The 26,987-nt window shown below is 34.9% G+C and carries 20 protein-coding genes and 1 CRISPR repeat array; of the genes, 17 read left to right on the plus strand and 3 right to left on the minus strand.

Annotated elements, in window-relative coordinates; all coding sequences use genetic code 11:
* Positions 1 to 30 precede the first annotated feature (30 nt).
* From SMAR_RS08165 to SMAR_RS08180, 4 genes are all read left to right on the plus strand, one after another.
* Positions 31 to 4,005, plus strand: a complete 3,975-nt coding sequence (locus SMAR_RS08165) for a tetratricopeptide repeat protein (protein WP_011839852.1) — start codon at positions 31 to 33, stop codon at positions 4,003 to 4,005.
* A gap of 151 nt (positions 4,006 to 4,156) precedes the next feature.
* Complete coding sequence (locus SMAR_RS08170; protein WP_011839853.1) at positions 4,157 to 5,407, plus strand: fucose isomerase; 1,251 nt, start codon at positions 4,157 to 4,159, stop codon at positions 5,405 to 5,407.
* Positions 5,374 to 6,402 (plus strand): thiamine-phosphate kinase, encoded by a 1,029-nt coding sequence (locus SMAR_RS08175; protein WP_425277380.1) that lies wholly within the window; start codon positions 5,374 to 5,376, stop codon positions 6,400 to 6,402. The genes SMAR_RS08170 and SMAR_RS08175 overlap by 34 nt, the downstream gene beginning before the upstream one ends.
* A gap of 114 nt (positions 6,403 to 6,516) precedes the next feature.
* Positions 6,517 to 7,491, plus strand: a complete 975-nt coding sequence (locus SMAR_RS08180) for a protein-tyrosine phosphatase family protein (RefSeq protein ID WP_011839855.1) — start codon at positions 6,517 to 6,519, stop codon at positions 7,489 to 7,491.
* 145 nt (positions 7,492 to 7,636) lie between these two features.
* Here the strand turns inward: SMAR_RS08180 and SMAR_RS08185 are convergent, their stop codons facing one another.
* Entirely contained in the window at positions 7,637 to 8,335 is a 699-nt protein-coding gene (locus SMAR_RS08185; protein WP_011839856.1) for a VTT domain-containing protein, read from the minus strand.
* A gap of 141 nt (positions 8,336 to 8,476) precedes the next feature.
* Between SMAR_RS08185 and SMAR_RS08190 the strand changes: the two genes are divergently transcribed.
* From SMAR_RS08190 to SMAR_RS08245, 12 genes are all read left to right on the plus strand, one after another.
* A complete protein-coding gene (locus tag SMAR_RS08190) occupies positions 8,477 to 8,707 on the plus strand; it encodes a FeoA family protein (RefSeq protein ID WP_011839857.1) in 231 nt (76 codons plus the stop codon).
* A 20-nt stretch (positions 8,708 to 8,727) separates the two neighbouring features.
* A complete protein-coding gene (gene feoB / locus SMAR_RS08195) occupies positions 8,728 to 10,818 on the plus strand; it encodes a ferrous iron transport protein B (protein ID WP_011839858.1) in 2,091 nt (696 codons plus the stop codon).
* 107 nt (positions 10,819 to 10,925) lie between these two features.
* The gene (locus tag SMAR_RS08200) at positions 10,926 to 11,552 is read left to right on the plus strand and encodes a hypothetical protein (RefSeq protein WP_011839859.1); all 627 of its coding nucleotides are present in this window, start codon (positions 10,926 to 10,928) and stop codon (positions 11,550 to 11,552) included.
* A gap of 131 nt (positions 11,553 to 11,683) precedes the next feature.
* Complete coding sequence (locus SMAR_RS08205) at positions 11,684 to 13,660, plus strand: aldehyde ferredoxin oxidoreductase N-terminal domain-containing protein (RefSeq protein WP_011839860.1); 1,977 nt, start codon at positions 11,684 to 11,686, stop codon at positions 13,658 to 13,660.
* A gap of 47 nt (positions 13,661 to 13,707) precedes the next feature.
* The gene (locus SMAR_RS08210) at positions 13,708 to 15,162 is read left to right on the plus strand and encodes a DUF4346 domain-containing protein (protein WP_011839861.1); all 1,455 of its coding nucleotides are present in this window, start codon (positions 13,708 to 13,710) and stop codon (positions 15,160 to 15,162) included.
* 142 nt (positions 15,163 to 15,304) lie between these two features.
* Positions 15,305 to 16,165, plus strand: coding sequence for a hypothetical protein (locus SMAR_RS08215; RefSeq protein WP_052833891.1), 861 nt, complete (start codon positions 15,305 to 15,307; stop codon positions 16,163 to 16,165).
* A 115-nt stretch (positions 16,166 to 16,280) separates the two neighbouring features.
* On the plus strand, positions 16,281 to 18,299 hold the full coding sequence (locus SMAR_RS08665; RefSeq protein WP_052833892.1) for a glucodextranase DOMON-like domain-containing protein: 2,019 nt from the start codon (positions 16,281 to 16,283) through the stop codon (positions 18,297 to 18,299).
* Positions 18,300 to 18,396: 97 nt separating this feature from the next.
* On the plus strand, positions 18,397 to 19,326 hold the full coding sequence (moaA, locus tag SMAR_RS08225) for a GTP 3',8-cyclase MoaA (protein ID WP_011839864.1): 930 nt from the start codon (positions 18,397 to 18,399) through the stop codon (positions 19,324 to 19,326).
* Positions 19,327 to 19,360: 34 nt separating this feature from the next.
* Positions 19,361 to 19,842: a CRISPR direct-repeat array (repeat unit 25 nt; unit sequence CTTTCAATTCTTTCTATGTTGTTAC).
* 266 nt (positions 19,843 to 20,108) lie between these two features.
* On the plus strand, positions 20,109 to 20,540 hold the full coding sequence (gene moaC, locus SMAR_RS08230) for a cyclic pyranopterin monophosphate synthase MoaC (protein ID WP_052833951.1): 432 nt from the start codon (positions 20,109 to 20,111) through the stop codon (positions 20,538 to 20,540).
* Positions 20,541 to 20,673: 133 nt separating this feature from the next.
* Positions 20,674 to 22,986 (plus strand): arginine--tRNA ligase domain-containing protein, encoded by a 2,313-nt coding sequence (argS, locus tag SMAR_RS08235; RefSeq protein WP_011839866.1) that lies wholly within the window; start codon positions 20,674 to 20,676, stop codon positions 22,984 to 22,986.
* Between the two features lie 301 nt (positions 22,987 to 23,287).
* Positions 23,288 to 23,476: a hypothetical protein gene (locus tag SMAR_RS08240; protein ID WP_052833893.1), complete on the plus strand. Its 189-nt coding sequence runs from the start codon at positions 23,288 to 23,290 to the stop codon at positions 23,474 to 23,476.
* Positions 23,437 to 24,057 carry a DUF6036 family nucleotidyltransferase gene (locus SMAR_RS08245; protein ID WP_011839867.1) on the plus strand — a complete coding sequence of 207 codons (621 nt, stop codon included), beginning with the start codon at positions 23,437 to 23,439 and terminating at the stop codon, positions 24,055 to 24,057. Before SMAR_RS08240 ends, SMAR_RS08245 begins: the two co-directional genes overlap by 40 nt.
* A gap of 117 nt (positions 24,058 to 24,174) precedes the next feature.
* On the opposite strand, the gene SMAR_RS08250 is transcribed toward SMAR_RS08245, so the two are convergent.
* Positions 24,175 to 24,897, minus strand: a complete 723-nt coding sequence (locus SMAR_RS08250; protein ID WP_011839868.1) for a helix-turn-helix transcriptional regulator — start codon at positions 24,895 to 24,897, stop codon at positions 24,175 to 24,177.
* A 117-nt stretch (positions 24,898 to 25,014) separates the two neighbouring features.
* Here SMAR_RS08250 and SMAR_RS08255 point away from each other — a divergent pair, with 117 nt between their 5' ends.
* Positions 25,015 to 26,358, plus strand: a complete 1,344-nt coding sequence (locus tag SMAR_RS08255; protein ID WP_011839869.1) for an acetyl ornithine aminotransferase family protein — start codon at positions 25,015 to 25,017, stop codon at positions 26,356 to 26,358.
* A gap of 2 nt (positions 26,359 to 26,360) precedes the next feature.
* Here the strand turns inward: SMAR_RS08255 and SMAR_RS08260 are convergent, their stop codons facing one another.
* On the minus strand, positions 26,361 to 26,969 hold the full coding sequence (locus SMAR_RS08260; protein ID WP_011839870.1) for a hypothetical protein: 609 nt from the start codon (positions 26,967 to 26,969) through the stop codon (positions 26,361 to 26,363).
* Positions 26,970 to 26,987 lie beyond the last annotated feature (18 nt).

Consider the following 26,987-nt stretch of genomic DNA (forward strand, 5'->3'; position numbering starts at 1 on the left):
ACTTTGAATAGAAATGGTGTTTTTCCGGAGTTGAGAGAAAAACTATTATTAGAGCATATAAGGAATTTGAAGGAGAAAATACTTATTTATCCCCACGTATTAGCTCTTATAAATTTAGCCCATGATCTATTGGTGGAGGGATTAGAAAAAACACTTACCAAGTACAGAGATATTCTAGGAACAAATATTGACTATTTGAGAAAATGCGAATACATTATTGATAAGGAGATAAGTAAGAAAAACATTAATACGATCATATCAAAACTAGACCTATGCATTATTGATCCAGATCTCAGATTGAAACTGCTAAATAATTTTCTTAATAAATATGGATTCGAGCAGTTATGCTCTGATCTATCACTTAATGATGAGTTGTGTTCAAAAACTAAGAAGCAAGTAGATATCTTAAGAAGGGAATATGATTTATTGAAATATTTATTCTATAAGCCAATAAACAATTACTTAGAACTAGCAATTTATTTAAACACTCCATTAAATGAACTCATTATAACAAGAGGATTAATAAAGAGATCAAAATGGTTAGCAGACATTGTTACTAAAAATAATAATTTAATTATAATGGGGCCTAGCTTTACAGGTAAAACTACTCATTTATTCATGGCCAGCTATATATTGATGAAAAAGCATAATCTACAACTTGCTACAAGTCTTTCTCCCCAGAATGTTCCGCGAACAAATATATATGTAGGCGATGATCTAAGCCTAGAAGAGCTGAGGCTACTTCAAGGAAAAAGATATATGGTTTCAATTAATTCTGGAGAAGTTGATCTAATGGATAAAATATTGTCAGGAGAAAAAATAGTATTGGGAAACGAGGATATTGGTAAACCTATTCGTTTCAAGAATAAAACAGTTGTTCTAGCTCTAACCAATCAATTATATCCGCCAAGCGAGATCCAAAAAATTTCAAGCGAGAAACTCCTTGAACGAACAGACAATTTAAAAATCTTACATATTAGACAATATGTTGCCAAGAATAAGCTGAAAGAAGAATATGATAATATTACTGATCTATTAAAGAGGCTCATAACTAGATATTATTATATTCGTAAATATGCACCATTAATAGGCTTCATAATAACATCACATGGTATAAACATGGTCTCCACGAAGAACATGATTATAACAATAACTAGATACAGGAACGCCTACGGTGATCCATCACTTCTACTAGGAAACATAAACAGAGAAATATATACAATACCCCATAAAACATGGATTAAGAGCCTGATAGAACTTTATGAAGACGAGAATATAAGTGAAATAATTGAAGAAATAAAATCTTTTCTCGAAGACATATACTCACTAAGAAAAACTATCACATACAAAATAGAAAATCCGTTAGAAGCACTTGTTTTAGCAAACAATTATCCCGAATTACTATTGGAAACAATAATTAGAGGATCGAAGAAAGCAATACATGTATCTCCAATACATTTTCTAGAATACTCGCAGAACTCAGATATATTAGAATTGAAGAAGAACATGAGGTTCGGTAAAGATTTAAGCGATATAGTATATTGTTTGATCTTGTTTATGCTTAAAAATAAGATAAAAACAGACTATTTGGATATTATACGGAAATATAAGGTGTCAAAGAAACAATCCAAGAAATTATTCACGGTTATTAATAGTGGTGAAAACGATTTAGAAGAATTAGTTAAGCAATATTATGCCGAGAAAAATATGTTAATAAAGAAGATCTTGATTGATCAGATAATAAATAAAATAGCTTTATCTAAGCAAATCCTACCCTTACTCAACCATCTATACAAGATTAATTCCTACAAGCTAAAACAAAAACTATTCTATTTAACAGGAGAATATAATAAGTTGCGGAAACTACTTGAAAAGAAAAAATTGTTTAATAAACGAGTAATTATGAGGCTAGATTATCTAAGCGGTAAAATAGATAGGATTATCTCAAGCACTGATCCATTAAGTGAATACTATAAGGCAAACATATTTCTCAGAATAGGAGATCTTGATAGAGCCCTTCTAAGCATTAACAGATCATATATTGGCGCATATAACAGATTAATTAATGGAGAATTAAATTATGCATACACATACATACTTTCCCTATACAAACTAGCTGTAACGAATTTACTCGAGAAAAAAATTGATGAAGCACAAGCTATAATTAATAAATTCCTCGAAGATGTTGATTCGTATGGCCATATCATAGAAACAAAACATTTAGAACCAATATTATTGACAGTTATGTCTCTGAAAGAGATGCTGGATAAACATACATGTAACTATAAACACCTAGAATGCTTAAAAGCATCAATTCTCCTAGATAGTCCGAGAATATTTAGAAGACACCTTACAGAAATAATTAGTAATTTTAATAAATTAGATTTACATGAGATCTTAGAGATCGGACGTATTATTAGGAATGGACTCGTAAAGAAATGGATTAGCAGTGATCTAGTTGAAGCATATCTGAATAATATTGAAAAATACATTACTATTCCCCGCTTCAGATATGTTTATCTCAGCATTATACCCTTATACATAGTTAGGAAGAAAAGAATTAATAAAAAATATCTTGAACTAGACAATCAATACAATGAGTTATTGGAGAACTACGGTATATGGGCAAAAAAGATCTATTTAGACTACTTATATGCCAAAGGAATATACTATGTAAAGATACTGAGAAATCCTGAGAAAGCCACATACTACTTTAAGAAAGCCCTAGAACTATTAAATACATTCAAGAACATATCTCGAAAAGTATATGTTAGGAAGAGAAACCTTCTGGAACTATGGATCAATATCTCCGAGATTCAAGACAATAATTACTCAACATGTCATAAATCCCTGAAAACCATGTTAACTAGAAAACTATCCCCAACAACAGAAGTGATGGCTAAGTATTGGTTTATCAAGTGCTTAATTGGAAATCAACTATATAGAACAGCTCTTGAAAAAACCTCTGAGATTGTATTGACCATTAGAGACCCGATCAACCGGTTTAAATTCATGACGTTATTATTCATTATTTCATATAGAATTAATCGTTTACTCGCTGAAAAGAGGATTGGAGAACTAATCAACTACTTATATGAACAACTTAGAAACAAGAAAATAACGCGTAGCATGGCTATTCAGAGTATTTCGAGACTAATAATTATGCAGTGGAAACATGCTGGATCATATGGTATAGATAAGATTGTTAATGTATTAATCGATCTATTAAGATCAGCCGATCTAGATTCTATAAAGCCTAATATACAGTATTTGAAGAGAATAGTTGTTATCCTTAGTGAATTAAATAAGCTGGACTATATTTATAAAATATTATCAAGGATCATAGAAACAATAAATGATCCAAATCTTATTCTATTACATATAGACTCATTATTAATGAGTGGCAGATATGGGGAAGCAGAGAGAGAATTAGGAAAAATATCTAATATTATCAGTAAAGATATTCGGCGAGCATATGAAGCCCAAATATTATATTATAAAGGTAAAACAGGCAAGGCTTTGAGGAAAGCAAACAAGATCATAGATAAAATTAATCGGTTAGACTTGAAAGCTAAGCTACTATATATTATTGGGAAAGCATGGGAATCCAAAGGAAAACTCGATAAAGCTTATAAAGCATATACAGCTCTCCTAGAGATCAATGAGACGAACAAACATATACCTTTAACAATTATTGGAGACACCTATTATAGGCTTGCAACATATTACCAAGTGAAGAGAGACTATAACAAAGCATTAAAATATTATGAGCTAGCTCTTAAAACCTATGATAAAATAGTATTTGAGAACCAAAGATTCGAACAAATAATTAGAATTACCGATATATTACAGAATATATTATTAGTGTTTAGCGGCATTGAAAACCCATTCTTCTACGCTGAAGCCAGAGAACTAGTTTGTGAATACATAAACAGGCGATACGAGAAAATAAATAGAAAAGGATTAACCAACATGTTTACATACATATTAAATTCTTGTAAGTAATTGGTTGAGTGCAAGATATACAATTATTACTTATTTTATTAGTTATGAATGCAGTTTTGATAATTTATCATAAGTTTACTGTTTTAAAACTATATTATTTATTGATGCCATTATTTTATACTTGTCCGAAAAAGTTAACAGGTGCTTTCTCATGAAAATGCTTCTGCTAGGTTTTGCGAGTAGGTTGCATGGTGAGCTATACTATAAGTCTATGTTTCAAGAAGTAACTGATATCTTATCTGTATTTAAAGATCTAGAAATACACAAAGATATAATTACTGAGCCAGTAACCATTGATGTTAACAACTATGAATTAATTATTGCTTATTTATTGACTGGTGGAACAAGCAAGCTTGCTTATAAGGTATTAATGAGCACAGATAGGAAACCTGTTCTTATAATTGCTCATAGTAAACATAATAGCTTAGCATCAGCTCTTTCATTAAGAACGAAACTATTAGATGCTGGTGTAAAGGTTAAGCTAATTTATTTCTTGGATAAAAATGATTTATTAATGAAGTTTACAAGGTTTTATAAGGGTGTTGTTGCTGGGTATAGTTTAAAATATTTGAGAATAATAGAGATCAACGATTATCCTGAGACTAGTGATGAAGGAAAAAGATTCGCAGATAGATTCGGAGCAGAGATTATCCATGTAAACTACGATGAACTATGGAGGATAGCCGGAGAAGCTACAATTGACGATATAAGAGAATTAGAGAATCTCGTGCATCAATACATTGATCTCTCAGGCACTAATAAACAGTATCTAGACAAAGTTCTACGCATATATTATGCTCTACGAAAGCTCTTATCAATACACGGAGCAAACGCTATTGTTATTGATTGTTTTCCCCTAGTTCTCAAATACAATATTACACCATGCTTAGCGGTTGCAATGATGAATGCAGAGGGAATACCGACTGCTTGTGAAAATGACTATTATAGTCTGGTCTCACTATTTATAAGCTTGGCGTTAACTGGTTATCCTGGATGGATATCTAATCCAAGCGGTATAACTAGTGATGGTTATTTAAGATTTGCTCATTGCACAATAGCACCGGTTCTAGGAAGAAATTGTTTCTTAACAACACATTTTGAAACAGGAAACCCATATGCTGTGGTGTGCAGGTTTAGAGCTGATAAAGTATTATTTATTAGGGTTGACAAGGGTTTCGATGGGTTAACAATTTATAGAGGCAAAGTAGTTCGTTCAGGACTATTAGAGCCAGGTTATTGTAGAACACAATTAATCATAGATACTGGAACATTGAAGCCCGAAGAATTCGTTGAGAAAGCAACAGGAAACCACCACGTGTTTATTCCTTGGAGTAAGAGATTAATTGAATCATTAAAACATATGGCTTGGTGGATGAATTGGAGAATAGAGATAAGAAACTAGGAGAACTCGGAGAAGAAGGTGTTCTCGAGAAAATTATTTCTAAATACATACATAAACCCTTGCCTGGAGAATACTTAGATTATCCAGATGATGCACGAGATATTCTCCCAATTTCTCCACGAATACTCGTGAATATTGATGGATACAGTATTTCCTCTATGAAGCTTCCATGGAGGACATGGTCTGATGTAGGATACGTAGCTGTGGCGGGGGCTATAAGTGATCAAATAGCTAAGGGAGCTGTTCCCAGAGATATAATGGTTTCACTAGGTCTACCCCCCAGCATGGAGGCAAGCATTGTTGAAGAAATATATAAGGGCATTGATGAAGCTTCAAGAGATTATAATTTAAGACTCCTCGGAGGAGACACTAATTCATCTAGTACACCATGGATTAGTGTTGCAGTAATAGGTTATACTACCGCTAAGAAACCGCCTAGTAGGAAAAACGCTAAGCCCGGAGACATAGTTGTTGTTACAAGTCTTTATGGCGCAATGGGTTATGTAGCGATTAATGGGGTTGAGAATGCTATACATAAGGAATGGGTTGTAGAAGCAACAAAACGTCCAAGACCATTTCTTGAAACAGCAATTGTTATAGCGAGTAATTATAGAGGAGTACATGCTTCAATAGATGTAAGCGATGGATTAGGTTATGCCTTAAAAGAGTTATCGAAGAGGTCAAATGTTCGGATTATTCTGGAAGATAAACCCCTCTACTATAAGGAGTTGGAAGAAATATGTAATGGAAACACTCGTTGCTTATGGAAATATGTATTGAATGGCGGAGAAGAATACGGCGTTATACTAACAATAGATCCCAGGCTTTCAGATATGATAATTGATTATATGAAGAAGTTTAGAATACCACATAAAATAATTGGAAGAGTAGAGCAGGGACATGGCTTAGTGTTCGAAAAAGAAGAGATCAGCATAGATGAAATAGTGAGATGGGACCATTTTAAAGGATGGGTACCAATATTCAGCAATAGTTAATGATTAATATTTCAAACAATACACTAACACTTAGTAAAATATCTATAAACGATCATGAATAATAATGAATAGGATCGTTTAATTCCTAATAGAATTATAGAGGTGCTTGTTTATTTGAGCTATGTATGGATTATTCCATACAAGTTGGCTCAGGGTCCTTTACCTAGGATTAATGAATTGAAAAGTTTATCTGAAACATTTGATGTATTCATAGTACTTATTATGCCTCATGAAGTACCTGGCGGCATAGATTATTATTTATCAATGCTTAATAGTTATGGCATAGAATACATACATGTTCCAACCCCTGATTTTCACCCCTTACAATTATTGGAACTATATTATTTATCGAGGTATATTGAGGAGCAAATCAGTAATGGTAGAAAAGTTTTCGTTCACTGTATGGGTGGTGTTGGAAGGAGTGGTTTAGTAACAGCTTCGTATCTAGTGTATAAGGGATATGATCTATATAGTGCTATCAAGTATTTACGTGATAGAGTTCCTTATGCAATTGAGAATATTGGTCAGCTAAGAATGCTTGAAGACTATTATTTATTTATGAAAATAATTGATAAAGATCATTTTGGAAAAGTATTTGATCTATTTATGAAGCATAGCTCGAATACCATGTTTAAACATTCATCTAAAACTGCTCAACTGGTCATAGAGCTTGCTGACCTATTTGGTCTTAGAATTGATAAGTCAATGTATAAAACATTATTGTCATCAATCCTGCACTCAATACGAGATCTAAGAATAATTGAGAAGACACTAGAGAATACATGCACAGATATAGATTACTGTAAGAAGCTAACTATTTCTATAATAAAAACTTTAAAGAATTGGACAATCCCCAGCAACCGGGAAGAACTATTAATACTTGTCTCCCATACACTGGATTATACCCGTGATCAAAGAGTCGTATTTACTGATACAAATATACTTAGCAAAAAAGCTAGTATAACATTATATTGCGACTATGATTGTACAGTTATAATCAATAAACTAGGAGATCTACTAAATAAGATAGAAGGAGTGATCGGGAAGAAAATAGAGATTTATCAACAATCATATATGGATTCAGTATAGAGAATGGTCCGTGCCCGCTTACTGGCTAGGATATATCATCGCTCCAAGCGGAGCTACTATCCCGGGTTCTTCTTCATCCCATTTATTCTTAATTATATAGAGCATAATATTAGTTTGCCGTTTTCCTTTTAATTATCGGTATCGACTATGTTAAATACTTAATTATTTTCTTAAATGGGTATATGATCATATTGAACGTTATTCTGAAAACTTCTATAATAATACATATGATTGCCTTTACTAATCCTTTCTCAGACGCTATTCTCGCTATTTTTATCCATTCTATTTTCGCCATAACATATGTTAGATAAAGCGTTAACACTATGAGTATAGGTAATGTAATATATTCCGGATAATTTGTAGTTGCTCTTATAGCCCATTCAATGGATGAACCAAAGAATACAGCGAGTCCTGTAATAGTTATTTTTCCTGCTAGGAGAGCTATGAAGTATTTTTTCAAACTATACTTGGTTGCTCCTAGTGGAATATATATTATATCATCAGGTAGTGGTGATGCAGCAAAAATGAATACAGCTATAAAAGTTGATTTTCTAAATAATCTTGTGAATAATTCAAGATTTTCCTTCATATTCTCCGGTAATACATGTCTTATTCCCCAACCAAAATAATAAACTACTACTTTACCTAAAGCAGCACCAAATCCTCCAGCAAATGTTATCATTGCATGTATGATTGGGTCGTGAACGGAGCCAGAATATAATACTATAAATACTAAGTATGGTATAGTAGAGTATGGAATAGCGTTTCCTATAAGAGATACAATAAATACTCCGAAAACTCCGTACTGGTAAATAAGCCATGATAATCCCTGAGATATCGTCAAATATTACACCGTTTTCAACAGTTATTAACTATTGATAACTAGGTCATTATTTAATTTTTAATAGGGAACATGAATTAAAATATATTGAGTGTTTACAAAATGTGTTAGGGATGCCTAACATCTATTATATGGGGATATAATATGATGCAAACAACATTAGACACATTGCCAAGTGGTGCAAAAGCGAGGATAATAGGATTCGCTCATGGAGGGGGCTGGCTATATAGATTGTACCAAATGGGTTTTACCCCCGGGGCAATCATAGAGGTTGTAGCTAATTATGGCAAAGGCCCCCTAATTGTCCGTATTATGGGGGCAGAGGTTGCTGTTGGGAGAGGAATTGCTAGGAGAATACTTGTCCAACCACTATAATTATCGGGGGTGATTTACTTTTGCCTAAAGAATACATAGAAGTAGGAGTTATAGGGCAACCAAATGTTGGTAAATCCACTTTATTCAATGTATTAACTGGTAGAAAGGTTCATGTAGCTAATTGGCCTGGAGTCACTGTTGAGAAGCATGTGGGTGAACGTATTCATCGGGGTAGAAGAATAATTTTTGTTGATTTACCTGGAATTTATGGTTTTTCAGCGACAACGATCGAGGAGAGAATTGCGAGAAAATATATTTTAACTCAACAACCAGATGTCCTACTAGTGCTTGTCGATTCGTTGAATCCTGAGAGAACAATGTATTTAGCTATACAAGCATTAGAAATAACTCCCAGAGTCATACTTGTTTTCACTAAGGTAGATAGCGTCCATGCTCATGGTATTCACATAAATTATCGGGCTTTATCAAATAAATTAGATGTTCCAGTGGTTCCAGTATCTTCCGCTACTGGAGTCGGAATAGTTGAGTTGCTCGATACAATAATAGACGTGAAAGAGGAGCGTAAGGGTAGGAAGACTCCTCTTATAGTTGACTATAAAGAATTGAATCCATTTATTGATTCAATAGTGGATATATTGAGGGAGAAGAACGGCAACATATTAGGTTTCCCAATTAGATGGGTTGCTGTTAGGCTGTTGGAAGGTGACGAAGAACTTGAACAAATTATTTGGCAGAAAATGGGGGAAGATGTACTAGAGAGAATACGTGCGATTAGAGATGAAGTTAAGAAAATATTTGGTAGAGAACCATCAGAGCTTTTGTCTATTAGAAGATTTGAATACATCAACGAAATATTGAAGGGGGTAGTTATTCGTATTAGTATTAGCTCTAGGAAAAGCAAAGTACTTTCATACTTTTATAAACCAATTATTGGCCCAACTCTCGGCTTAACCATACTATTTACTATTTTCATCTTAGCTTTCACGATCAATACCGGTTTTCCTCTGAACATTATATTGGATATCATGGGTTACCCCGATCTTGCATCAGCTGTTGAAGAGTATAGTATAGGAGGACTAATGGAGTCTGGCTTTGATTATCTAAGCAATATCCTATATAGTGTTATGGGAGATAATATGTATTCACATCTCATAATAGATGGTATAATAGGTGGTGTTGGCTCAGTATTAATGTTTCTACCATTAATAATGGTTGTAGCCTTAATGCTTGCTATACTAGAGGATTCAGGCTTGGCTCCTAGAATAGCTGTTAGCCTCCATGGAATGTTGACAAAAATAGGTGTATCGGGCCATGCTATCTTTCCCATGATGCTTGGTTTAGGCTGTAATGTACCAGCTATAATGGCGACAAGAGCTACTCCTAATATACGTGAAAGACTAAGATTAATTATGACTCTACCATTTATTCCATGTCAAGCTAGGTTAGTGGTTATGTTAGCTTTTGCATCAGCTTTGTCAGGTATAAAAGGTCTTCTACTAATAATATATGGGTATGTTGCGGCTTTCGCCACTTTTGCAATCACTAACAAGCTTCTCTACATATATGATAAGAAGAAGAATAAGATTATTGAACCAGAGATCCTCTTGGAGCTGCCACCGCTTCATAGACCAATACCTAGAGTTATATGGTGGCATGTATGGGATGCGACAAGACATTTCCTAATAAAGGCGGGAACAATTATTTTCTTTCTAAGCATAATAATATGGTTCTCCGTAAGCTTCACATCCTCTCTAACCTATACAAGTGATCCCTCTATAAGCATAGCTTCAGATATAGCTAAAGTATTTGCACCACTATTATCACCAATAGGTTTATCCGGAGATGCTGCTTGGATAATGGCGTTCGCGCTCATCATAGGATTTGTTGCGAAAGAAGCAGTAATAGGTACATTAACCATTATAACAGGAGCCTCCTCGGGTACTGCAGCCATTATACAGCTAGGCTTAAACGATGCACAAATAGCTGCTTTAACAGTTTTCACAATCCTATACGTACCTTGTCTAGCAACAATAGCTGTTATTCAGCTAGAATCTAGGAATTGGAAAATAACATTATCAACTATAGCATTAATGCTGTCTATAGCGTATATTGGAATGATAATAACATATCTTCTAGGATTCCTTATTTAGACAATACTTAAAACAATAAAATATCATTTTATCATAACAATCGATGTGAAAACAAAAATTCGATTAAACAATACTAAATATCTATGAAGATACCTGGTGAAATAATAATGAAGCATAAATCAATAATTATAATAACTATTATAGCAATTATCATAGCTTCTTTAATCAGTATACATATCTATAATCAAACAATGAATCAAAGAGAAGGCTCAGAATCAACATATACAACCACTACAACAACTATTACACCTTTCAACCCATATACTGAGGAGGTTAAGGAAACAATAGCTAATTCTACAAGGATAAGAATATTTAGTGGAAGCTTATATTTCGATAATTTATTCAAAAACCACTACTACGTATTCACAAGCCAAGGATTATCACTATATACAGGAAAAAATTTCTATGGCATATTTAATGCTATGGAATATCCAGGCTATTATTTCAAAACAATAGATCTCAGCGAAAACGAGACAAACATAGTTCTTATAGTAAATATATCTTCAACCGGAGTATTAGACTACTCTTACAAAATAGTATTCGAAAATACAAAAACAGGTTCAAAGCTCAGCTGGCCATTAATGAGATCAACGAATACTACAATTATAAAAATGGATATCTCAACTATTGGGGGCCCTGGTAAGTATAGACTCTACCTGTATGGATGGATCTATACTGGATCAGACATCGTCACTATTAACTGGCAGATCGACTATAGATTGCCTAAAAAATAACCGTGAAAAAATTAAATAGTTATTTTAACATTTACCTTCAGTCTTTAGTTGAACCTGATAATATATTTTAAATATATGTTAAAACTAAATATTCTATTAAGATAATATTAGCATTAGTGAAGGTGTAGAAATTGAGTGGTTCATCAACAACGTATAGGGTATTGTTTATAGATGTAAATAATAGGAAATACTGGGTAGAAGAATATGGTCTCGAAGAGGTAATGGGGCCAATCGAGCTTGGGGTAAAGCTTCATCTTGAAAAATATAAGTCTTGGAAAAAACCCGTATACGATCCTGATAATGCTGTTGTAATAGGTGCAGGCATCTTTACCGGGACAAACCTTTATGGTGGACACAGGTTTGTAGCTGTATTCAAGAGTCCTCTTACAAGAGGATTACATGTTGCTGCGATGGGTGGTGCTGCTTATCAGTTTAACGTTAATGCTGATGCCATTGTTGTTGAGGGTAGATCAAATAAGCCCCTAATAATCAAAGTATATGATGAAGGAGATGGGGAAGTCAAAGTAGATTTTGATGAGATAGATGAGGAAGAACTAGAAAATGTTTGGAGAAACTATAAGGGAGAAAAAGGTGTATTTGCTCTTCAAGAATATCTAAGCGAGAAATATAAGAAATTCTATGAAGAATACAATGGGAGATCAATACTTGTTGGACCAGCATCAAAATACACAAGCCTAGGAGCATTAGTGTCAATAACCCTTGTCAAAGGCAGGATCGATCGTGGAAGCGAAGAATACGCTGCACGCGGCGGTCCTGGAAGCGTTCTCTACAGAGCACATGGTGTAGCAGCCATAGTGTATGGTGGAAAATTCAATAGAAGAACTAAGAGACCAAAAGATCTCTTGGATACACGTAAAATAAACGAGTTGTTCAGAGAAATAGCTGGAAAACCATATATAACAATGGTTATCGAAGCTGGAACAAAGTATAGATATAACCCAAAGCTCAACACTGGAGGTACACTTGGAGGAAACTATCCCAGCTTAAAAATATATACTCCAATGTTCAACTGGAACATGATCTATTTACCTCCTGATCTCAGAGAAAAACTACACGAACTAATAATGAAACACATATGGGAACCATTCAATAAGGAAGCCATAGAAACTAAGTCTTGGAAAACATGCGGAGAACCATGTCCTATTGCATGTAAAAAAGTTAGATTAGACAAGTATAAATCAGACTATGAACCCTACGAAGGATTCGGACCATTCATAGGAGTATTCGACATACATGAGTCACAGAAAATAGTAGAATTAGTAGATGCGTATGGGTTTGACGCTATAGAGACAGGACAACTAGTTGGATTCATATATGATGCTTTAGAGAAGGGATTATTAACACCTGGAGAAGTAGGTTTATCGAGTAAACCCTACTTTAATCCATATGAGTTCAAACTTGAATATAGTAAGCATAATGCTGACCTAGCAATTCAACTAATAGAGAACCTGGCATGGGGTAAGAACCCATTATTGAAACTAATCGGAGAGAAAGGATTAAGATCGGCTGCTAAAATATTGGATATACTATACGAGAACAGAGTAAATGAGAGAAAATGGAGATTCTCAGACCTATTAGTATATGCATCCTTCGGCGAAGAAGGACATATAACACCAAACTATTACTGGACACCTGGAATGGTAGCACCACTACCAGTTCTGGGAAGATACTGGACACTCTATAAGGGAGTATTCATAGATCCAGAACAATACGCTGAGAAAAGCTTTGAGAGAGCAGTAAAGGAAATGTGGAGCGATAATGGTGGGTTCTGCAGATTCCATCGTGGATGGGCTGAGAAAACACTTGACAAACTATATGAGAAATACTATGGAATAAAGGATCTCAATGAAAGATATAAGCAATTATACAAGAAAATAATGGAGTACCAAGACTTATCAGGAGCTAAACCAACATTCTGGGAATCCAAGAAAATAATAGACTACCTAGCCAATGCAGCTAAGGAATACGGCAACGATGAATGGAACGCTAAGTTCTCACTGAACAAAGAGGAAGCAGCTAGGGAATGGTGGGAGAAATTCTATGCTAAACTAAACGAGTTATTATCAAGTACGCCGGTGCAGAAGTAGAAAAATAAGTTATTATATTATTCTTTACTATATGGTGACAACTATTAATGCGTATACTAATAGTTACAAGTATTTCAGCCAAGAAGATTGTTGAGGAGGAAATAGAGAAGGTAAAGAAAAGCATAGACCCCAATACTATAATAGATGTTTTACCACTGCCAATAAGCGTTATAGCTTTAGCACCTAAGGAATTCATAAAGCATCACTTGTTGAAGCATGATCTTAGAAAATATGATTACATAGTACTGCCTGGAACCATAAAGTATGATCTCAGGGATCTCTCAGATGAACTAGGCATTAAAATAGTTAAGTCTCCTAGTAGAATAGAATTATTAAAAACAATGTTTCTCATAGGATTAGAAAAATTCTCACCAAGCATAAGCGGTGATAAAATAGTAGAGCAAAGCGTTGAGCAAATCTATGCAAAAGCCAATAAATACTTTATGGAGAAAACAGAGTGGTTGAGAATAAATAATAAAAAACTTATACCATTAAAACCGCCCCCAATAATTCTTGGACTACTATATGATCACGTATGGGGAGATGAGTTTCTAGAACAATATATTCGAGTCTTTAAGCCAGACATAATATATTTGACGGAAAACTCAACAGAGAAAACTATTAAGAAACTAGTTAAGTTAGGCTATTCAGGTAGATTAGCTGTTCCACCAAGCATATTGGATACACATATACTAGAACATGTAAGCATAATATATGGAATAAGAATAGATGAAATAAACAATTATTTAAAATATAATAAAATACTTCAAATTCAAACTCAAACAATAAATAATAAACTACTCGGACAGTTAAGGAATTATAGAGAAAAAATAATAATTGACCCTATCCTCCCAACATTATCCTCTCAGAAAATACTAGATAAATTAAACGAATATAAATCAATCACAAATTATGCCAAAGCAGGATGGATTACAAATATTAGTTACAGCATTGATGCAGACACACATGGATTATATCCTTTTCTCCTAGAACTCCTAATAGAAGCTGGAGTAAGTCTATTAATTATTCATGAATCAGAAGAAAAACTTGTTTGGAGCCTCCAAGAAACAATAGAGGCTAGAAAATTATTAACAATATCCCGATATTTAGGAACAAATCCAAGAGACCTGGGAATCGATCTATTATATTTGAAGAGTAAAACATATGTTTACCCAGAATATGAGAAGCCTGAGGAAATAGTTGTTGCAACAAAAGATCCAACATACCAAATAGACCCTATGGGTATATTTAAGATAAGAGTAAACCATAAAGAACAAGTAATAGAGGTATTCTATATTGGTAGGAAAGGTAAAATATTGATAAAAGGGCGAAACTGCGAAGAGATCAGAGACACTATATTGAGACTAAAACTAGTATCCCTTATGAGCCATGCATTCTATTTAGGAGGAGAAATATGTAAAGCATATGAAGCACTAAGAATAGGTAAAAACTATGAACAAGAAAAACCATTACTGCCCCAAAGATGGAGTAAGAATAAATGATTAAACAAAGTTTTCTACGGACGAAAAGAATAATGCATAAAATAAGCACTTATACTCATAATTAACATGAATAAACCATTACCCTATATCTCAATAATAATATGATAAATATTTGATAATATGATTGACGAGATGGTTCCTATTGCTTACTAAAAATACTAGGGGTTTTAGTAGAGTTTTAGGAAAAAAGACCAAGTTGGCAATAATAATTGCTGTAACTATACTAGTTGTTTCAACGATATTTTTAGAAATACTATTTAGTAATCAATTCATGTTTGTACACGAGAATAATTTGATAAATAATAATGTGGAAAATTCTAGAGAGGAGAAAAGAGTATTAATATATGATCCATTATCGAGAGAGTATTCGAATCCTGAACTCATAGATTTATTGATGAAAACGTTTACTCAACATAACTATACAGTAGATATATACATTGGGAAAAACGCTACACTTGATCCATTATATCATCTAGATCGATACGATATCATTATATTAAGGGCTCATGGAGGATACAATAACAACTCAAAAATACCTGAACCAGTTGGACAATATGTTTTCACGGGGATATACTTTAATGAAGCAATCAAAATATATGGTAAGAACAAGATTTATGATCTATTAAAACATCACTACATAGTTAAAGGTGTAATACCTAGGAATGGCGTATCAATATATGAGTTACCCTTATACGTAGTGGTTTCACCATTATTTTTCAAGGATAAAATATCTAGTCTAAAAAATGATACAATAATAATATATACTGGTTGCTATGGCTTAGACGATGATGTATTAGCAAATATTTTTCTAGATAAAGGAGCCTATGCATATTTATCGTTTAAAGGAGATGTAACATGGGTTTTCGGAGACCAAATATTAGAGATCATACCCGTTAGAATAGCGAAGGGCGAAGATATAGTAGAAATATATAAATCACTAAATGAGACTCAAATAAGAGATCCATATACAGGTGCAGAATTAGAGATTAGATACCGGAAATAATATTGTAGGGATTCTCGAGATTTTGAAGTTTCCTCGATGTTTCTCTATATAGGAAAGAATTTATATGTTTAATGTAAAATTAAATATAGTGTGTCAATTATTTGGGGCGCATATTATGGGAAGTGATAAAATTATTTATACAACTGTGTTAACCATTATTATCTTATTAATTATAGCTTCTCAGTTCGCAATAACAACAAGACTTATCACAGTATCCACAATCAGCCCTGGTACAGTAATATATTCATTTGATGATCCCTTGGGCGATGATAATGGTTATGGTAATATAACTTATCCTACGGATTCAGTATTTCAGCCAGGAGTATTTGATCTTGTGAAATTCCAGATAGAGGATACAGCATCTACACTATATTTCAAGGTTACACTGGATAATCTAGGAGATAATCCATGGAATGGTCCAAATGGTTTCTCACTACAATATATACAAATTTATATTCTAACATCTAATCAGACCTTACCAGTTAACTATACAACGTCGGGATTAAATGTTATGGTTAGCCATGGCTGGAACTATGCTGTATTAATGGTTCCTGGATGGGATACTGCACCTGTCCCCAACGGCCAGTTATCCGCTATTTATGATGCTAACGGAAATGTTGTCGCTGTTGAGGGTTCTACTCCAGGGTTCGATGTATATGTTGATCCAAACATAAACAATACTATTGTGGCATCAATTGACAAAACACTCCTATACGATACCCAGAACCTACCATTATGGAAGATAGCGGTTGTTGTTGCTGGATACGATGGTTACGCACCCTACAAGGTTAGACAAGTAGTTGCTGGAAACTCTACACAATGGGAGTTTGGCGGAGGCGATCCTGCAGCTATAAATGCTGGTGTACAGCCTGAAGTAATTGATTTACTTGCACCCACAGCTAATGATCAATACCAGATGTTATCATCATATAATGCATCAACCGGGACACCAGCAAATATAACTGGTATAAGTGTTTCATCAATGACTTCAACCACTATTACAACAACCACGCCGACAACAACTACACCACCGCCTCAAACTGTTTTCGAAATGAATGATCCCTTGGGCGATGATAATGGTTATGGTAATATAACTTATCCTACGGATTCAGTATTTCAGCCAGGAGTATTTGATCTTGCAGGCTTTAAAGTCGTTGATGCTGGTTCAACCATACAGTTTTATGTATACTTGGATAATCTAGGAGATAATCCATGGAATGGTCCAAATGGTTTCTCGTTGCAGTATATACACATTTATATCTATACTGGTGATAGTAGCTTACCAGTCAACACTACATCTTTTGGTGAAAACGTTGATTATAGTCCTGGATGGCACATGGCTATATTATTAACTCCTGGATGGGATACTGCACCTGTCCCCAATGGCCAGTTATCCGCAATATATTATTATAATGGAACAGCTTATGCACAGGATAATAACTTGTTCAAAGTATATGTTGATACAAGCAACAATACTATAATAGCAGAAGTCGATAAGTCGCTTCTACTAGACACGAACATTATTAATAACTGGAAATACGCTGTCATAATGACAGGCTACGATGGTTATCAACCAGATAAGGTTAGAAAAGTGGTTGCTGGAAACTCTACACAATGGGAGTTTGGCGGTGGTGATCCTGCAGCTATAAATGCTGGTGTACAACCATATGTTATAGACTTATTAGCGCCAACATCTAGTGAGCAATACCAGATGTTATCATCATATGACCCCGCGGCTGGAACACGTGCTGTAGTCTACGTACAATATCCAGTCACAACACCAACAACTACCACAACTACTACGACTTCTCCAACCAACACTACGACTACCACAACGACAACAACTACCACAGCCACTACGACAACAACGCCTCCACCAACAAATACAACAACTACATCGCCTCCTACAACGACTACGACAACCACAACAACCACTACAACTACATCTCCAACAACAACTACTACAACGACAACGACTACGACTACTACACCGCCTACTGGTGGAGGAGAGATTATTCCAGAAAAAGGTCAGGGTCAGGGTTCTAGCTGGGTTACTTGGGCTATTATTGTCGCGATTGTAGCGGCTGTTGCTGTGATTGGTTATTTTGTTTATAGATTCTATAAATCATGGTGAGTAGTCAAATAAGGGTATTTGACTAATCATAAATATTTTTTATTAACCACCATAGATGTTAAAAGTAGTTGAACGACGCGTTCTCACGGTGTAGCTAGTGTTAATTGATAGGTTTGGTAGGCCAATAACACATATGCGTATAAGTGTTACTCTTAGATGTAATCATTCATGCATATTCTGCCACCGGGAAGGAGTATTTAATTTAAAGAATAGAGAGCTTTCTCCAGCGGATTGGGGATTTGTTGCTGAAATGGGGGTTAGAAACGATATTAAATACTATAAGTTAACTGGTGGAGAGCCTCTGATCCGAGACGATATAGTTGATATTGTCCACGAAATAAGAAGAGTTGGTGGAATAGTATCCATCACAACTAATGGATCTAGACTCGCAGAATTCGCTGAGAAACTAGCTGAGGAGAAAGTTGATCATATAAATGTTAGCCTCCACTCATTAAAACCCGAAGTTTTCAAAACAATTACCGGCGGAGATCTAGGGAAAGTATTGACTGGCATATACAAAGCATTAGAGTATGGATTAAAGCTTAAAATAGACTATGTCATCCTAAGCCTTAACATTAATGAATACAAAGATCTAATATCTTTTGCACAAAAACATGGTTTAGACATGAACATCATAGAATTAATCCCCCTAGGCATGAGCCAAGAAACATATAAAAAACTACATGCAGGCTTAAACAACATATTAAATTACTTGGAAAATATAAGTGTCAAGAAATATAAGAAAGAATTCCAATCAAGACCAACATATATTCTACCAAACAACTCCAAAATAACAATAGTTATAGGCTGGCAAAACCCAGAACTATGCATGAAATGCACAAGAATAAGAATGACCCCCGACGGCAGAATAAAACTATGCATATTCAGAAACGACCTAGTCCTAGATGCTCGAGAAGCCATACTAAACAGAGACAAAGAAGCTTTTCAAAAACTACTAGAAAAAGCAACACAACTCAGAGAACCCTACTTCAAACCAAAACAACAAATATTCCTCAATCCTATCTAAGTTTCTATGGACCCTTTAAAAACATATTATATTAATTTCAATTCTTTCTATGTTGTTACCATTATGTCCCCCGTATCACTAGAGCTTGTAGACTCATACACTTTCAATTCTTTCTATGTTGTTACATTGGCATCCACAATGTTATTGTTTTTATGGGTTTCCTGCTTTCAATTCTTTCTATGTTGTTACTTCAAGCCCTGATATACCTTCTCAGCAACATTTAATGTTCTTTCAATTCTTTCTATGTTGTTACAACTATTATATTGGATCCCGCCTTGTAAAAGTGTATGTATCTTTCAATTCTTTCTATGTTGTTACTCTACAAATCTGAAAAAGACCTTATCGAGGTTGATACTGACTTTCAATTCTTTCTATGTTGTTACCTATACTATTACATTCGAGGGCTACCCCAATACTAAGCCTTTCAATTCTTTCTATGTTGTTACACTTTAATTTCTGTATAATTTGAAGCATCAACAGTTACTACTATGCTTTCAATTCTTTCTATGTTGTTACTTTGGTTCGAATACGTTGTTACATTTATTTAATCTGTTCGAATTGTTATATATGTTTTTCTATATTTGATCCCTAATTGATCGTGTTCGACTAGTTTTCTATAGATTTAATAGTATCTCCGACCCCATGACAAGTTTGTATAATGAAAAACATTCGAGTGGTTTCCGTTGGTTTTTTGTATATTTTGTTGTTAAGTCTGGTTATTGTTTATTTTTGGTTGTTGCTTATATGTTTGTGTTGGTGGAGGGAGGTGGTTGTTTGTGTCTATGGTTGATGTGTCGGGTAAGAGGGTTGTTTTTCGTGAGGCTGTTGCTGAGGGGGTTATTAGGCTTAGGCCTGAGACTGTTAGGAGGATTAGGGAGGGTAGGGTTGAGAAGGGTGATGTTTTAACTGTGACTAGTGTTGCTGCTATTCAGGCTGTTAAGAAGGCTTCGGAGCTTTTGCCTTTGTGCCATAATATTCCTATAACTTATGTTGGTGTTGACTATGAGTTTATTGGTGATGATAGGATCAGGGTTGTTGTTACTGTTAGAACAACTGCTCAGACAGGTGTTGAAATGGATGCATTAACAGGTGTATCTATAGCGTTGCTGAATATATGGGATATGGTTAAGAAGTATGAGAAGGATGAGAAGGGACAGTATCCTGAGACATGGATTGAAAAGATAAGGGTGGTTTCTAAGATTAAAAAAGAATAATTGAGAAATGCGGTAAGGATCACGGGTCTGACACTATTCTTATTAATCGTTAATGCATCGTATTCATATTTTGAACTAAGAAAGCATAATATGTATTAATGTTTTTTCTAGGATTTGAAGAGCGGTGTTTGACATGATTCAGAGCTATATAGGGGTAAGTGATTGTCTCGAAAACATTCTAGTAGAGGCATTGTCTAGTGTTTTAGGAGAGGATGAAAAGGTTGTGAGAGAATATTTTAGTAGTAAGAGAATAAAGATCACTAAGACACCTGATCCTAAGCTTGGCGATTACGGGTTAGCTCTCCACTACTTATTCCACAAGTATAGAATTAGCAGGGATGATTGGGAAAATATTGCTTCTAGGATAATCAATTATTTGGAGAGTAGGGGTCTTCTCGGTAAATGCTATGCTAGTAGAGCTGAATATGTTAATGGATATATCAATTTCTACATAGATTATAACTTGATGAAAGACATTATATTCGAAAATTATCTCTCCAAGAAAATATTTGATCAAATAAAGAGTTTTGGTAAGGGAGAAAAAATAGTTGTTGAGCATACTAGTGCAAATCCTGTTCACCCACTACATGTTGGTAGTGGGAGAAACGCTGTCATAGGAAACACGTATGCTAACCTACTCAGATATTTAGGCTTTAATGTTGAGGAGAGATTCTATGTAAACGATATGGGTAGGCAAGTTGCTGTACTAGTATATGGGTATAGGATTGTTAAGAACGAAAAACTAGTTCCTCCTCCAAATATGAAAATAGATCACTGGATTGGAGCAATATATGCATTAACCAATATATTGATCCATAAACTAGTGGTTGAGAGAGAAATACATGTTCTCGAAGAAAAACTACGCGGAGAACTAGAAACAATACTCAGGGAAACCGAGAAGTTCATGGAAAACAATAACTTATACCCACTAGTAGAGCTATCCATAACAATAGAGAACCTATTAAAGAAATACAGGATAAAACACTACATTGGAGAAATAATAACTGAATCAATAAAATCAATCGAAAAAATAGTTAAGATTCTCTCAAGCAAGGGATACAAGCATATAAGTAAATACTATGAGGAGAAACATGATGAACTGAAAAAATATGAGAAGAAATACAAGGATCTATTAATGGAGCAGAACGAATATAGTGATTCTGAGAACAAGTTTGCTGAAACATATCCAGAACTATATGTTGCGTTGAAAAAGAACATAACCGATCCAGACAAGGCTGAGGAGGAGATCAGGAAATATATGAAGAAATATGAGGAGGGAGATGAAGAAGTAGGTGTATTATTCAGAGAAGTTTCAGAACAAACACTAAAAGGTTTCAGAGAGACACTGTCAAGGCTTGGAATAGTTTTTGATTCATATGATTGGGAGAGTAGCCATATTATAAGAGAACTTGCATGGAATGTGATCAGGGAATCAGAGAAGCTACCCTATTCTAGTAGGGAGGAGGGAGCATTAATCATAGATCTCGATAAAGCCGCTGAAGAACACTTATTTATCAAGAAGTTATTCGGCAAAGACCAGCCCGGTAAACTGGTTGTTCAGAGAAGTGATGGAACAAGCCTCTATACTACCAGAGATATAGCATACTCAATATACAAGTTCAAGTATTTGGGGGCGAGCAAAGTATATAATGTTATAGCTGTTGAGCAGACAAGAGAGCAGAAACAAGTAAAGGCAACTCTCTACCTTCTAGGATATAGGGATGAAGCTGAGAAACTAGTTCATTTCACATATGAAATGGTTAATTTGAAAGGTATGAGGATGAGTGGTCGTAGAGGTCAATATTATAGTTTAGATGAACTATTAGAAGACTATGTTAAAGCTATTGCTAAATCATATGTTGAAAGCCAAATTAAGAGGATCGGAGGACTAGAATCGAGTATACCAATAAATTTGGATGAATTGAAAAAGGTTTTCGAAAAACTAGCAGTTGCTGATTCAAGAGCACTACTATTATCGATTGATCCATCCAAGGTATTAACATTTGATCATAGGAGACTAGAAGAATACAATATGGGTTCATGGATACTATACACATTTGTCCGGTTGCAAGGCATTCTTAGGAAATGGCTTGGAGTAGAGCCGTTAACAAATATTGATAAACTACTGGTTGAAGCAAACAAACTATATAATACATTGAAGAATAAAGAGATTGACCTAAATTTACTGGAGAGAAACATACTCGAAAACCTACTAGAATACCCCTCAATACTGTATAAATCATATAGTGAGCTGAAACCAAACAAATTACTAGAATACACAAGCAATCTATGCATGAACATAAACAAACTATACGAAACAGTCCCCGTTCTCGGAGAAAAAGATCAATATAAGAGAAGCTTTAGAATACTCTTAGTAATAGTAACAACTCTAATTCTAAAAGACCTAGTAGAAATAATGGGTTTCCCAACAATAACAAAAATATAGCTACAACAACACTATTTGGAAACTATGTATTAGTTACCCAGAATAAAGATTTTGCAAGATCAAGAGATCTAGGCCTTAAACTCGAACTACAATAAAAGACTATTTTAGGAACTATGTACTACTTTTTCAGGACTCAATTGTTTAAGGAGAGGGGGGTTAAATTATTTATTAGGGTTTATTCGTGAAGATAACCCCCCGGTTCCCCTGAAGAAAATATATGCAAGGTCCTCATTAACCCCTAATCTTTAAGCTGTTGTATTTTAAATGATTTTATGAGTTAGATATCATTTGGTGTATGGTTTTGGAGGAGAGGTTTAGGATAGCTTTAAGGATCATTGATGAGTTGAGAGCCAAGGATAGAGTTCGAACTAGTCGTAGGAGTGTTGGTGATGTTTTAAGGATTGCTGAGATTTCCCGTATATTGTTTAAAAGGTATTTTGAAGTGGTTGATTGGGAAGGGGAGAATCGAGTGTTGAGGATGAAAATCTAGCTGAGAAGCTATATAATGAGTACATAGGGTTTATGAGGAAAATAGTTGACACGAATGATTTGTTAAAGAAATATATGTTGTTCATAGGTTTTCTCAACAATTGGTTTATAGAGAATGATTTGGGATATATAGTTGTTACGGGAGGGTTCGCGGTTGAGGTATTTACTGGGCAAGCCTATAGAACAATGGATGTTGATCTTATAGCAAGCAATAGTAGAGTTGCTAAAATCCTAGAATTGTTCCTTGAAAAAATAGGCGAGAAGATCGCAAGGGGATATATACTAGGCGATGAACAATTATTATCGAAGTCCATAGACATAGTATCTACAACATATACTCGTAGAAAAAATCCTGTGAAGATCATTGTAAATAGTTATCATGTATACGTAGATCCGCCCGAAGAACTTATTATATCATATCTAGCAGGCTGGAAATACCGGGGAGCAACAGAGGACAGAGATAAAGCTATTTGGCTATATATTGTTTTAAAAGACATGCTTGACAAAGAATACCTATACACTCGAGCCCGAGAAGATGACGTTGTTGATAAGCTTAAATTCCTGGAAGAGCTTGTTAAATAGCATAATTATTTTTATAGTTGTAAAAATGTGTGGAAACATGCATTGACGAAGCAGAACTTATCTATTCGTTAATAGGGGGCTAGGTAGGAATCCTTGAAATCTTTTTGGAGGAAACAATTATTTCATGGTTTCTATGTGCATATAGATCCTGCTAACTTCCTCCTCTGTTAGTCCTGTGTGTCTCAGCATCCTTGTTAGTATTGATCGTTCATATCTATCTTCTGGAACAAGGTTGTTTTCTACGATAATCTTAGCTATGAATTCATATAATCTAGGATCGTGTTTTAGTGATACAATATGGTATCTCCACAATCTTCTAAGCTTGTCTTTATAATACTTATAGTATTTTGGTCTACCCCTAGGCGTCTTATTGGTAAACACTATTTTTTCTGCATCTATATCTCTGATATAACTTATAATTGAGGAATATGAAATATTAAGGATTCTAATAAGATCAGTTACCAGCATCGGACCTTTACTCTCCAGTAATTCCTTCATTAATTGTTTTCTCTTCTTCGCCATGAGCTTGTTCTTAACAAATATTCTCTCGCTCTTGAATCCTGCTTTGTGTAGATGGTAGAGGACTGTTTGATAATTTATACCTAGCATCTTACTTATTTGCTTCCCCGACAAGCCTTGTTTGTAGAGAGATACTATTTTTTCTCTCAACTCCTTTGAACGTTGAGACGGCAATTTAATGCCGTGCTTAACAAGGATTCTACGTATAATTTTTGGGTCGTGATGAAGAGTTTTTGCTATAACAATCACTTTTCCATACTTCTTATACATTTCAATAATTAGTCTCTCCTCTTCAGGACCAGGTTTTCTTGAAATGATCAATCACCAGTTATCAATATATACATTGTCTTTAAAAACTATTCCATCCCATGTTATCTAGTATTTTTGAAGTAGGCATTATATATTTCATAGAGTATAAATGTGTTTGGTGAGAATACTATGCTTCCCGAAGTAAAAATAATACCTGGTTCTCTCGGTTCAAAGTCTAGGATATGGATTGAGAAACACCATAAATACGTTGCTACAACAACTCATGATCCAGAGCATCTCCCACTAGTTATTGATCGTGGTGAGGGTGTATGGTTATTTGATGTTGACGGTAATAGGTACTTAGATTTTTCAAGCGGCATCTCAGTTAATAACTTGGGTTATCCAAGTCATCCAGAAGTTTTGAAAGCTGTTGAGGAACAACTGCATAGGTTAGGACATGCTGCTGGTACAGACTTTTATAATCCATACCAGGTAATGCTTGCAGAGAAACTAGTAAGTATTGCTCCAGGAGAAAAGGAGAAGAAAGTATTCTTCGCGAATAGTGGGACAGAAGCTAATGAAGCAGCATTAAAAATTGTGAGACAAGCTACTGGTAGAAAATTCATCATAGCATTTCTAGGAGCATTTCATGGTAGAACATATGGATCAATAGCTTTAACAGCTAGTAAAACTGTTCACCGCAAAACATTCTTTCCATGGATGCCAGGCGTAATCCATGTACCATATCCTAACCCATACCGTAATCCATGGGGTATTAATGGATATGAGAACCCTGAGGAACTAGTGAATAGGGTACTAGAATATATTGAGGAATACGTCTTCGACAAACTAGTACCTCCAGAAGAAGTAGCAGCGGTATTTACTGAGCCAATACAGGGTGAGGGCGGATACGTTGTGCCCCCTAAACAGTTCTTCCCAGAACTGAAGAAGCTACTAGATAAATACGGGATACTACTAGTTGATGACGAGGTACAAATGGGTCTTGGAAGAACAGGTGAAATGTTCGCTATTAATCATTTCAAAGTAGTTCCAGACATAATATCGCTAGCTAAAGCATTGAGTGGAGGATTAATACCTATAGGTGCAACAATATTTAGAGCAGACCTAGACTTTAAAGAACCAGGCATGCACAGCAACACCTTTGGTGGAAACGCTTTAGCATCAATAGCGGCATTGAAGACTATAGAGGTGATCGAGAAGCTGTTACCAAATATTAAGAAGCTAGAACCATTATTCAGAGAAACCCTGACCGAGTGGAGAAACAAATACGAGTTCATAGGGGATGCTCGCGGATTAGGGCTTGCATGGGCTATTGAGATAGTTAAAGATAAGAAATCTAAGAAACCAGATCCTAGTAGGAGGGGTAAGATTCTTAGAAACGCGTTGAACAAAGGCTTAGTCCTGCTAGGTTGTGGTAAGAGTGCTATAAGACTAATACCTCCACTAATAATTGATGAAGAACATGCTAAGATAGGATTAGAGATTCTCGAGAAAGCTATTAGGGAAGCATAAAGTTATGGATAAATTTTTCTTCCAAAACCATCCCTTGTAGCAGAGTTATTATATATCTCAACTATTTTGAAAACATATGCTGGATAATCACTTTTCTTCCCTTCCCAATGAAATAAATCATGTATGCTGTTGAGATACTTCTTATATGGATCACTGTCTTCATCATGTATTTCAACAACAGTTCTAACCTCAAAACTTGTCTCGGGAGGCGTATAAAATAATACTGTAGCTTTACCTGTAGCCTTGATATTTTCCCAGCTATGCTTAAACCCCATCTCCAACCCGCCAATAAGCATTGGATCAATAAGATCCATCCTGTAGAATTCTCTAAGCAAAGTACAAGCAATACTCTTCATATCATTACCCGGCCTCTCAACATATGCGTATCTATAAGCTTTATCGGCTAGTTCCTCGATAAACTCCCTTCTAGGAACAAATCCCACCATCTTAATACTACCACTCAATCCCCGGGGGCCATCCGTGATTACAGCCGGTGTTGTCCTCGTGAATTCTACTAGGAAATTCCTAGGCGGTCTCCCATCCATGCATAGTTTCCTTATAACATTTATTCTTTGATAGAAGAAGTAATCCATCCACTCTTTGGGAAGCATGTTCAAACACCTTATAGT

Source organism: Staphylothermus marinus F1, from assembly GCF_000015945.1.
Lineage (GTDB): Archaea > Thermoproteota > Thermoprotei_A > Sulfolobales > Desulfurococcaceae > Staphylothermus > Staphylothermus marinus.

Coding starts and splice junctions, on each gene's coding strand:
- SMAR_RS08170 (WP_011839853.1), top strand. CDS start 4,157: ATGAAAATGCTTCTGCTAGGTTTTGCGAGTAGGTTGCATGGTGAGCTA.
- SMAR_RS08190 (WP_011839857.1), top strand. CDS start 8,477: ATGATGCAAACAACATTAGACACATTGCCAAGTGGTGCAAAAGCGAGG.
- SMAR_RS08200 (WP_011839859.1), top strand. CDS start 10,926: ATGAAGCATAAATCAATAATTATAATAACTATTATAGCAATTATCATA.
- SMAR_RS08210 (WP_011839861.1), top strand. CDS start 13,708: ATGCGTATACTAATAGTTACAAGTATTTCAGCCAAGAAGATTGTTGAG.
- SMAR_RS08665 (WP_052833892.1), top strand. CDS start 16,281: ATGGGAAGTGATAAAATTATTTATACAACTGTGTTAACCATTATTATC.
- moaC (WP_052833951.1), top strand. CDS start 20,109: ATGGTTGATGTGTCGGGTAAGAGGGTTGTTTTTCGTGAGGCTGTTGCT.
- argS (WP_011839866.1), top strand. CDS start 20,674: ATGATTCAGAGCTATATAGGGGTAAGTGATTGTCTCGAAAACATTCTA.
- SMAR_RS08255 (WP_011839869.1), top strand. CDS start 25,015: ATGCTTCCCGAAGTAAAAATAATACCTGGTTCTCTCGGTTCAAAGTCT.
- SMAR_RS08260 (WP_011839870.1), bottom strand. CDS start 26,969: ATGCTTCCCAAAGAGTGGATGGATTACTTCTTCTATCAAAGAATAAAT.